The organism is Hyalangium ruber (assembly GCF_034259325.1).
Taxonomy (GTDB): domain Bacteria; phylum Myxococcota; class Myxococcia; order Myxococcales; family Myxococcaceae; genus Hyalangium_A; species Hyalangium_A rubrum.
Genome location: NZ_JAXIVS010000019.1, coordinates 163718 through 173304, shown reverse-complemented (window position 1 = coordinate 173304; position 9587 = coordinate 163718). Strand labels below are relative to the sequence as shown.

Sequence of the window (9587 nt, the reverse complement as noted above, 5' to 3'; positions counted from 1 at the left end):
TCCACCAAGCGCTGGATGGCCAGCCAGCGCCGATGCTCCAACTCTTCGGGCGAGCCTCGACTTCGCATCCTGCCAAGCTACCCTGGCTCTTCCGCGCGGACATTACTTTCCTGAGACGCTATAGCGCGGCTACTGCCGAGTGACGAGTTGGTTAAGCTCTGTTCCTGGTGTGGCGATCTGATCCGCCAATCGCTTGAGGGCCCGCGTCAGTCTCTCACGGCACACTACGACGCTGCGACAGCTCGCCGTTGCGTCGCGCAGTTCCTGGAGGACGATTCGGTGATACTGCTCTGGGTGGGGCCCGTAATGCCCGGGCAGAGGCATCTTGTTCGCCGGGTCATCGAGCGTCATCCCGGCTTTGGCGAAGATCTCCCGGAATCGCGGCGTCCACGCGCCCCCGCGCGCAGTGGACTTCTCGTTGCAGATGGTGGCGATGTGGTGCGTCTCGATGCAAGGGCCCGCGCTGCTGCTGCCATTCGCCCCCATCGTCATCGCGGTGGCTGCCACTGTCACGCTCACGCCCTCAGCAGTGACCGCGATCTCCTCCACCGCACCCAGTGCGGTCAGAGAGAGCCCTGCTTGCCCCTCGGCCTGCATGGCCACCTGGGCGGAGCCGGGCAGCGTCGGCACCTTCGCCGCGAACAGTTGCGCCGTCGAGCCAATGGCTGCGACCAGCAGCATGGCGAACGCGCGCGCGGCCTCTCGCCCGATGATCTTCCCGAACCTCTCGCCCGCCTCGCGGATCTCCTCGAAGGAGGTTGCGACCTTCGCCGCCGCCGTCAACTCAGCCCAGCCCGTCACGAGGTTGCGGAGCGTGTCATAGCCCACATACAGGAGCATCCCGACGCCCAGCACCGCCACGAGCGCTGGAGCCACGGGATTGAGGAGCATGATCAGCAGCATGGAACCCAACGTCCACAGGGCCGCGCTGAGCAGGGCGCGGAATTCCACCATCTCTCCCAGCGCCTTCTTCATCTTGTCCAGCACTGGGCTCTTGCTCATCGCCAGCGCCCAGACGTAACGGCCTTGCATGTCCAAGGAGCGCCCTGCCACCAACGCGCCCCCGAGACAGTCACCGTAGAAGTTGTAAGCGCTCTGGCACCAGAGCCGGTAGCGTTCCGCCAGCGCCAAGTCCTCTTTCGTCAACGTGCCGTCCCAGGGCTCGCCGGGCCCTGCTGGTACCAGCTTCTTATCCCGCTCCAGGTAAAGGTAATTGCCGCTCTGCGGGTCCATCTGAAACGCTGTCTCCGCCGTCTGGCGCGGCGTGCCTGTCAGCCGCACCTCGCGCGCAAGGCGCCTGACGGCCTGCTGGAACTCCTCTTCCTCCAACTCCACCGGTTGCAGGTCCGCCGAGCGAGGAACGTGAACGATGGCCTTGCCCTGGCCGATGTTCTCCACGAAGGGAACCCGAGGGATGCTGGCGCACCCCACGAGCAATGCAAGGAACAGAGCTTCGGCCTTCCACAGCATCCGCCATAGCAGCATGTCTCATCCCTTCGTGCGAGGAGGTGATCAGGGTAGAGGGCTGCAACGGCGAAGAGGAGGAGGCGCCGGGTGGCGCCCGTGCCTCACCTTCAGACGCTCTGTGGGGGCAGCCTCCCACCCGACGCTGACGCCTGGATGCGCGCCACCTGCTCGGACACGTAGATGCTGCTTGTAGGGTTGGCGGGGTGGTCCGAGATCTTCTCGGTTCTGATGGCGACCTTGTCGTAGGGGCCTCTGGCCATGGGCGCCGACGACATGAAGAGACTCACCTCATGAGCGGCCTGATTGACTGGGACCCCATCCGGGACTTGGCGCAGCGAGTGCTGGAGCAGGGCGAGTCACTGGAACTCACGGACGCAGTGCGAGCCCTGCTGCGCCGGTCCGCGCGGGAAGTGGCGATCCCTGCAAAGGACGCGGCGAAGGCCCTCCGCAACCCGGCTGCTGCCACAGTCCTGCTCCGGAAGATCAGAAAGCGCATCCGGGATGGGTCGTGGCGGTTGACGGTAGCTGAGAACCGCGCCTCTCGCCGGGAAGTTGCCGGGGACCTGGATGGGGCACGCGGTTACTCCTTCAGCGTGAGGAGCTCCTTCAGGTGCGAGGCGATAGCGTCCAGCGGGAGCACGGCATCGGCGAGCCCCGCGGCCACCACCACCCCCGGCATGCCGAAGACCACGGAGGTGGCCTCGTCTTGGGCCAGCACCCGTCCTCCGGCCTGGCGCAGCTCGCGCAGCCCCTCCAGGCCATCCTGCCCCATGCCCGTGAGGATGAGCGCGACGCAGCCAGCGCCATAGGTGCGCGCCACCGAGCGGAACAGGTGGGTGCCCGAGGGGCGGAAGCCGCCCACCGGCGCGGTGTTGGAAACGTGGGCCCGGCCCTCCGTGACGACGCCCAGGTGCCGGTCGTCCGGAGCCAGGTAGACGGTGCCCGGCTTGAGCGTCTCGCCGTCGCTGGCCACCTTCACCTCCAGGGCCGTGGCGCTGTTCAACCAGCTCGCCATGCCCTCGGCGAAGCCCAGCGCGATGTGCTGCACGACGAGGATGGGCAGCGGGAAGTCCTTGGGCAACTCCGAGAGGATGCGGTGCAGGGCCGCGGGGCCTCCGGTGGAGGTGGCGATGGCCACCACCTCGGGCCGGGCACGGCTGCCCACGGGAGGCGCTCGGCGCGAGAGGGGCACGCTGGCACGCTCGGGCCAGTGGCGCACCACCTTCACCGCCGCCATGGCCTTGAGCGTGTCGCGCAGGTGGCGGCTCTCCCGCTCGAAGTCGGGAGACTCCGGCCCCACCAGCTTCTGCAACACGGCCAGCGCGCCCGAGCGCAGCGCGGACATGGAGGTTTGAATGTCGCGCTCCACGAGCGTGGACACCACCACCACCGGCGTGGGCACCTCCGTCATGATGCGCTTGGTGGCCTCCAGGCCGTCCATGTTCGGCATCTGGATGTCCATGGTCACCAGGTGCGGGCGCAGCCGCTGGGTGAGCTCCACCGCCTCGAGGCCATCACGGGCCTCGCCCACCACCTCCATGGAGGGGTCGGCGCGGATGATCTCCACCAGCAGTCGGCGGGCCGTGGGAGAGTCCTCGGCCACCACGACACGCAACGGGTTGGGCAGGTTGGCGTTCATAACAGTCGCCTCAGGGCCTCCAGCAGGTTCGTCTGATCGAAAGCGCTCTTCACGAGGTAGGCGCTGGCGCCGACCTCCAGGCCCCGGGCCTTGTCCTCGGGGCTCTCGCGCGCGGTGACGAGCACCACGGGCAGCCGCGAGAAGCGTGGGGAGGAGCGCACCGCCTCGGTGAGGGCAAAGCCGTCCATGCGCGGCATCTCCACGTCGGAGATGAGCGCGTCGGCGCCCATCCGCTGGAGTCGCTCCCAGGCCTCGGCGCCGTCGGCGCAGGCCGTCACCTCGTAGCCGGCGGCCTCCAGCAGGCTCTGCTCCAGGGCGCGCGTCGTCGGCGAGTCATCCGCAAGCAGGATGCGCTGGCGGACCCGCTGAGCGGCAGGCATGGGGAAGAGGGGAGCGGCCACGGGGCGGCCTCCGGCGGCGCGAATCAGGGAGGCGGGGTGGAGCATCAGCTCCATGCGCCCGTCGGGCAGCACCGCGGCGCCGGAGACATGGCGCGCCCGGCGCACGCGAGGGCCCAGGCCGCGCACGAGCACCTCCTGCTCGGCCAGCACCTCCTCCACGGCCAGCGCGGTGCGCCAGGGGCCCACGCTGAGCACCACCGTGGTGAGGCGGGGCCGAGGCGCTCCCGGGGTGAGCCCCAGCACCGTCGCCAGCGAGGTGAGGGGCACGAGCGCGTCCTCGGCCGCCCACATCTGCCGGCCCTCCACCTCGCGCACCTCGCCAGGGGCCAGCCGCAGCAGCCGGTGGACGTTCTCCGCGGGCAGGGCGAAGTGCTGGCCGCCGGTGCTCACCCGCAGCACCCGCAGCGTGCTCAGGGTGAGGGGCACGTCCATCACGAAGCGCGTACCCTGCCCGGGCAGGAAGTTCACGTCCACGCTGCCGCGCAGCGCCTCCACCTGCGTGCGCACCACGTCCAGGCCCACGCCACGCCCGGCGACGGTCGTCACCTGGGAGGCGGTGGACAGGCCCGGCTGGAAGATGAGGCGGGCGGCGGTGACCGCGTCATCGGGCACCTCCCAGCCCTTGGCGTGGGCCTTCGCGCGGATGGTGTCCAGGTCCAACCCCCGCCCGTCATCCTCCACGGACACCTGGACGCGGCCGCCGGGCATGCGCGCGGCGAGAGTCACGCGCCCCTCCTCGGGCTTGCCGGCGCGGCGCCGCTCCTCGGGAGTCTCCAGCCCGTGGGCCACGGCGTTGCGCACCAGGTGCAGCAGCGGCTCGCGCAGGCCCTGGAGCAGGGTGCGGTCCAGCTCCAGCGCGCCGCCGTGGACCTCGAGCCGCACCTGCTTGCCGGAGGCGAGCGCCACGTCCCGCACGGTGCGCTCCAGCCCCGCGCAGGCCTCCGCGAAGGGCAGGGTGCGCGCGCGCCGCACCTCCTCGTCCAGCCCGTTCACCGCCTGCATCAACGTCAGCCGGTCCGCCAGCAGCTCCCGGGAGAGCTGCGACAGCCGCGTCTCCAACCGGCGCGCGCTGGCCTCCTCGGGCCCTCGCAGCCGGGCGCGCAGCAAGCCCAGCTCCTCGCGCAGCGACTCCACCCGCTCCGAGCGCCCCTCCAGCCGCAGGCTCGCCACCCGCAGCTCGCCGCTGCGTCCCAGCAGCGCATCCAGCTTCTGCGCCGACACCCGGACGGGCAGGGCCTCCGCACCGGAAGCCTCCGCGGGGGGCTCGGCGCGAGCGGCCGGGGCCTCGGCGGGGGCCGGGGTGGGCAAGGGGGGCGGGGTGGGGACCGTCTTGCCCGCCTGGGCCTGAGCGTGGGCCTGGGCCTGTCCCGCCGCGGTCAGCCGGGGCAGCAGGGCCTCCAGCGGAGAGCCCACCAGGTCCTGCTTGCGCTGCAGGCGTTGGCGCGCGTCATCCAGCGCGTCCGCCACGGCGAAGCCCAGCTCGTACACCTCGGCGGGGGCGGACTGCCCCTTGGGCGCCGTGGCCAGCACCTCCTCCAGCCGGTGGCACACCGTCTCCACCAGGGTGAGGCTCACCGCGCGCGAGGCGCCCTTGATGCTGTGGACGGTGCGCAGCAGCGACGTCACCAGCTCGCGCGCCCGTCCCGAGCTCGTCGCCTTCTCCCAAGCGAGGAGGTCTCGGTTGAGCGCGGCCACGTGTCCCTCGAGCTCCTCGAGGAACGTGGCCATCAGCGCTTGTGCCAGCCGGTCCCGGTCCATCAGCGTCCGTAGTCGCTCAGCAGGCCCTTGAGCTTGAGGCCCATGGCGTTGAGGTCCTGCACCGCGCGCTCCGTCTGACGCGTGGAGGCCAGCGCCTGCTGCGCGGACTGGTTCACGTCCCGCATGGCCTGGCGAATCTGTCCGATGCCCGTGGCCTGCTGGTTGGCCGAGGCGGCGATCTGCGCCGCGGTAATCGACGCCTGCGCCAGCAGCTCGCCCAGGGACTGGATGGTGGCGCCCGCCTGGCCCACCACGCGGGTGGCGGAGGAGACGCTCTTGGTGCCCTCCTCGGTGCCGAGCACCGCCGAGTGGGTGGCCTTCTGGATGTGGCCCAGAATCTGCCGCACCTGAGCGGTGGCCTTCTTGGACTGGTCGGCCAGCGCCTTCACCTCGGCGGCCACCACGGCGAAGCCCCGGCCCTGCTCGCCGGCGCGGCTGGCCTCGATGGAGGCGTTGAGCGCCAGCATGTGCGTCTGCTCGGAGATGTCGTTGACGGTGTTGATGATGTCGCCGATGGACTGAGCCTGCTCGGCCAGGGCGAGGATGCGCGAGGCGATGGATTCCACCTGCTCGCGCACGGTGGCCATGGCGTTCACGGCCTCGTCCACGGCCCGGCGGCCGCTCTTGCCCAGCTCCTCGGACTGGCGGGCCGACTCGCTCACGGCGCGGGCGCGGCCGGCGGCCTCCTCGGAGGTCTGGGCGATCTCCTCCACGGTGCTCACCGTCTCGGACACGGCGCTGCCCTGCTCCTGGGCGCTGGCCACCTGCTCGCTGGTGCTGGAGAGGATCTCCGCGCTGGCGCCGGCCAGCTGGTTGACGAACTCGGCCACGGTGCGCAGCACCTGCTCGCGCTGGGTGGACTGCTGGGCCAGCTTCGCCTCCGACTCCTGCCGTCGCTCGGCCATGGCGTTGAAGGCGCGCGCGAGCCGGCCCGTCTCGTCCTCGTTGTCGACGACGATGCGGTGGGCGAGGTTGCCCTGGCCCAGCTGCTCCACGCCCTTCATCAGCCGATCCAAGGGGGTGGTGATGCCCCGGGTGATGATGACGCTGCCCGCGGTGACGCTGATGACCGCCAGCGCCGAGCAGATGGCGAGGATGATGAGGCCGCGCTCGGCGTTGCCGCGGGCCCCCTCCTGCATCTCGGTCCATTGCTGCTCGCCGGTCGCGAGCATCGAGTCGGCCTCCTCGCGGATCTGCTGCATCGTCTTCAGGCTCGTGCCGCCGCGGATGTTCTCCATGGCGGGCTCCATGCCTTTCTCCCGGCGCAGGCGCACGTTGTCCTCCAACTGCCTCAGCCGGGTGTCGATCAGTGCCTCGAGCCGGGGCAGCCGCTCCTGCAGGCTCGAGCCCACCATCAGCTGGCGCAGCTGCGGCAGGTTCTGCTTCAGCGCCTCCACCGCCTCGGAGTAGGGCTCCAGGTACTTCTCGTCCCCGGTGATGATGAAGCCGCGCTGGCCCGTCTCCGCGTCGACGATGAGCGAGCGCACGTCGCGCAGCACGCGCAGCCGCTTGCGCTCCTGGAACAGCTCCTCGGAGGTGCCCGTCATCTGGTGGGCGATCTGGTAGGCCACGGAGGCCACCACCAACAGGATCAGCAGGGACAGGCCATACCCGAGACCGATCTTCTTCCCGATACTCATGAGGTTCCTTCGTCGGCGATGTCGAAGATGAGGCGACTGTCGCTCAGCAGGGCCTCGCCCTCTAGCAGGATGAGGCCTTCACGGTGGATGCCGGACATCAGCTCGCTGGAGGCGAGGTCCAGGGTGGTGGGAGGGGGCAGCAGCTCCTCGCGGTCCAGGAGGGTGACTTCCTCGACCTCGTCCACGCACAGGCCCAGCTCCGGGCGGGTGGTGCCCACCACGAGGACGACGTCCCCGGTGCGCGTGGGCGGGCGGCCGAAGAGCGGGGCCAGCTCCACGAGGGGGAGCACCTCGCCGCGCAGCAGGGTGAGGCCTCGGAGCAGGGGAGGGGCGCCCGGCAGCGGGGTGAGCTCCACGTCGCGAAGCACCTCGTGGACGAAGCGCGTGGCCAGCGCGTAGAGCTGCCCGCCGGAGCGGAAGCGCGCCACCTCCAACACACTGCCCGCGGCCTTCTCGGCGCTGGGGGGCCGTGCCAGCTCGCGCGCGCGCGCATCGAGCACCGCGCGCTCCTCCTCGGGAGTCGAGGCGTGCGCCGTCTCGGCGGTTCGGGCCAGGCGCTCCAGCCGCGCGTGGGCCTGGGCCCAGTCCAGGCCGCCCCCTGTCTTGTTCTCCGCCATCAGCCCTCCTCCCGCGTGTGCTCCAGCCGCTCGAGCTCGGCGCCGGCCACCCGCGCCAGCGCTCCGGCGCGCTCGCCCTCACCCAGGGGCAGGGGGGCGTCCGGAGGCAGGGCGGCGCAGAGGCGCTCCGTGGCGCGGAAGGCCCGCAGGGCACCGGCGGTGTCCCCCAGGCGCCGCAGCACATGGCCCAGGGTGAGGTAGGCCACCGCGAGCGAGGGCTCCAGGTAGAGCACCTGCCGCACGGCGCGCTCGGCCTCGGCGAGCCGGCCCAGGCCCAGCAGGAGCACGGCCTCCAGGTAGCGCAGCTCGGCGGAGAGCGGGTAGCGGGCGGCGGCCTCGGCGCAGGCCCGCACCGCCTTCTCGGGCTCCACGTTGGCCAGGGCGCGCACCGCCACGAGCGCTGTCTCGGGGCTGTCCACCTCTGCCTCGGCGAGCCGCGCTGCCTCGCGCCAATCGCCTCGCGCCAGCGCCTGCCGCGCGGGCTCCAGCGGCGGGGGCGCCACCACGGGGGCCAGAGGGGGCGCGGGGGGAGGCTCCCGGGGCGCGGGAGGAGGGCTCACGGGAGGCGGAGAGAAGATGGCGGGAGGGGGCGTCGGAGGCGCGGGAGGCGGGGAGTAGACGGAGACAGGAGGCAGGAGCGCGCGAGCGGTGCCCGCGGGGGCACGGCGCCAGGCGATGCCCCACGGCAGGAGCAGGGGCTCCAGCGGGGCCAGCCCGTGGAGGGATGGATCCGAGGGGCCGGTGAGCAGGAAGCCCCCCTCGGCCAGGCTCTCATGGAGGCGGCGGGCCACGGCCTCGATGGTGGCGCGGGTGAAGTAGATGAGCACGTTGCGGCAGAAGATGATGTCCATGCCGTGGACGCCGCTGTCGGTGGAGGGCCACGTGTCGAGCGCGAGGTTGAGGTGGCGGAAGCGCACGCGCCGGCGCACCTCGGTGTCGAGCACGTACTGCTTGTCGTCCGGGCGCAGGAAGGGCGTCATCCGCTCGGCGCCTTCGCCCCGCAGGGACCACGGGCCATAGCGGGCCTTGTGGGCGCGTGCGAGCGCGGCGCGGGAGATGTCGGTGGCGACCACCTCCATGTGGTCGCCAAGGCCCTCCTCCATCAGCAGCACGGCCAGCGAGTAGGGCTCCTCGCCGGAGGAGCACCCCGCGCTCCACACCCGGAAGGTGTGCCCCGGGCCGCGCAGCCGCCGCAGCTCGGGCAGGGCCTGCTGGCGCACGAAGTCGAAGTGCTCGTGGGTGCGGAAGAAGTACGTCTCGCCGATGGTGAGCTCGATGAGCAGGTCATCGAAGGCGCTCGGCTCGGTGGAGAGCCGCGCCAGGTAGAGCTCGAAGTCGGAGCAGCCGGCGCGGGCCATGGCGCGGCTGATGCCCTCCTCGGCGGCGGGAACGCAGGTGGGGGCCAGCAGCCCGGCGCGGGCCTGGACCTGCTCGAAGACGCGCCCGTAGCTCGGGTGGCTCCAGGCGACGAGGAAGGGGCTCACGAGGCCCCCGGGGCGTTCGCCAGCGCCGTGTCGAGGGCGAGCGCCTCGGCCTCGGACAAGAAGCTCCGCAAGTCGTGGACGAGCACCAGGCCCTCGGGGAGCTTCACGACGCCGGCCACGTAACCCACGCCGGGCAGGGCGCTGGGGGCCTCGTCCACCGCGCCGGGCTCGAGCGTGAGCAGCCCCTCGGCCCGGTCCACGCGCAGCACCACGGTGCGGGAGCCGGCCCGGGCGACGATGAAGTGGTCGAGCGGGGCCAGGGGGCGAGGGGGCAGCCGGAAGCGGCGGCGCAGGTCCAGCACGGGCAGCAGCTCGCCGCGCAGGTTGAGCAGTCCCTCCACCACGTCGGGGGCCTGGGGCAGGGGGGTGAGCCGCGCGGCGCGGACCAGCTCCCGCACATCCGCCGAGGGCAGGGCGTAGCGCAGGCCTTCCAGGGTGAAGAGCAGGACCTCTCGGGGAGTGGGAGTCATTCGCGGGAGGCTCGGGCGTCCAGACCCCTCGCTTAACAGGGGTTGGCGGGGACGCAAACCACCGTGTTCGCGAGCTGTGTACCTTCAGAAACGAGGGGTCGGCGGCCCCCC

At 71.6% G+C, this 9587-nt stretch carries 8 protein-coding genes and 1 pseudogene; 1 reads left to right on the top strand and 8 read right to left on the bottom strand.

Annotated elements, in window-relative coordinates:
* Window positions 1-129: 129 nt before the first annotated feature.
* Window positions 130-1485: an AHH domain-containing protein gene (locus SYV04_RS38770; protein WP_321551100.1), complete on the bottom strand. Its 1356-nt coding sequence runs from the start codon at window positions 1483-1485 to the stop codon at window positions 130-132.
* Window positions 1486-1574: 89 nt separating this feature from the next.
* Entirely contained in the window at window positions 1575-1742 is a 168-nt protein-coding gene (locus SYV04_RS38765; protein ID WP_321551099.1) for a hypothetical protein, read from the bottom strand.
* A gap of 15 nt (window positions 1743-1757) precedes the next feature.
* Here SYV04_RS38765 and SYV04_RS38760 point away from each other — a divergent pair.
* A pseudogene (locus SYV04_RS38760) lies at window positions 1758-2036 on the top strand (DUSAM domain-containing protein); the annotation flags it as partial.
* A gap of 11 nt (window positions 2037-2047) precedes the next feature.
* On the opposite strand, the gene cheB reads toward SYV04_RS38760, so the two are convergent.
* The 6 genes from cheB to SYV04_RS38730 are packed head-to-tail and all read right to left on the bottom strand — an operon-like array spanning window position 2048 to window position 9476.
* Entirely contained in the window at window positions 2048-3106 is a 1059-nt protein-coding gene (gene cheB, locus SYV04_RS38755) for a chemotaxis-specific protein-glutamate methyltransferase CheB (protein WP_422724019.1), read from the bottom strand.
* Window positions 3103-5265 carry a hybrid sensor histidine kinase/response regulator gene (locus SYV04_RS38750; protein WP_321551098.1) on the bottom strand — a complete coding sequence of 721 codons (2163 nt, stop codon included), beginning with the start codon at window positions 5263-5265 and terminating at the stop codon, window positions 3103-3105. The genes cheB and SYV04_RS38750 overlap by 4 nt, the downstream gene beginning before the upstream one ends.
* A complete protein-coding gene (locus SYV04_RS38745) occupies window positions 5265-6905 on the bottom strand; it encodes a methyl-accepting chemotaxis protein (RefSeq protein ID WP_321551097.1) in 1641 nt (546 codons plus the stop codon). Before SYV04_RS38745 ends, SYV04_RS38750 begins: the two co-directional genes overlap by 1 nt.
* Window positions 6902-7522, bottom strand: coding sequence for a chemotaxis protein CheW (locus tag SYV04_RS38740; RefSeq protein ID WP_321551096.1), 621 nt, complete (start codon window positions 7520-7522; stop codon window positions 6902-6904). Before SYV04_RS38740 ends, SYV04_RS38745 begins: the two co-directional genes overlap by 4 nt.
* Complete coding sequence (locus SYV04_RS38735; RefSeq protein WP_321551095.1) at window positions 7522-9006, bottom strand: CheR family methyltransferase; 1485 nt, start codon at window positions 9004-9006, stop codon at window positions 7522-7524. The genes SYV04_RS38740 and SYV04_RS38735 overlap by 1 nt, the downstream gene beginning before the upstream one ends.
* A complete protein-coding gene (locus SYV04_RS38730) occupies window positions 9003-9476 on the bottom strand; it encodes a chemotaxis protein CheW (RefSeq protein ID WP_321551094.1) in 474 nt (157 codons plus the stop codon). The genes SYV04_RS38735 and SYV04_RS38730 overlap by 4 nt, the downstream gene beginning before the upstream one ends.
* Between the last annotated feature and the right edge of the window lie 111 nt (window positions 9477-9587).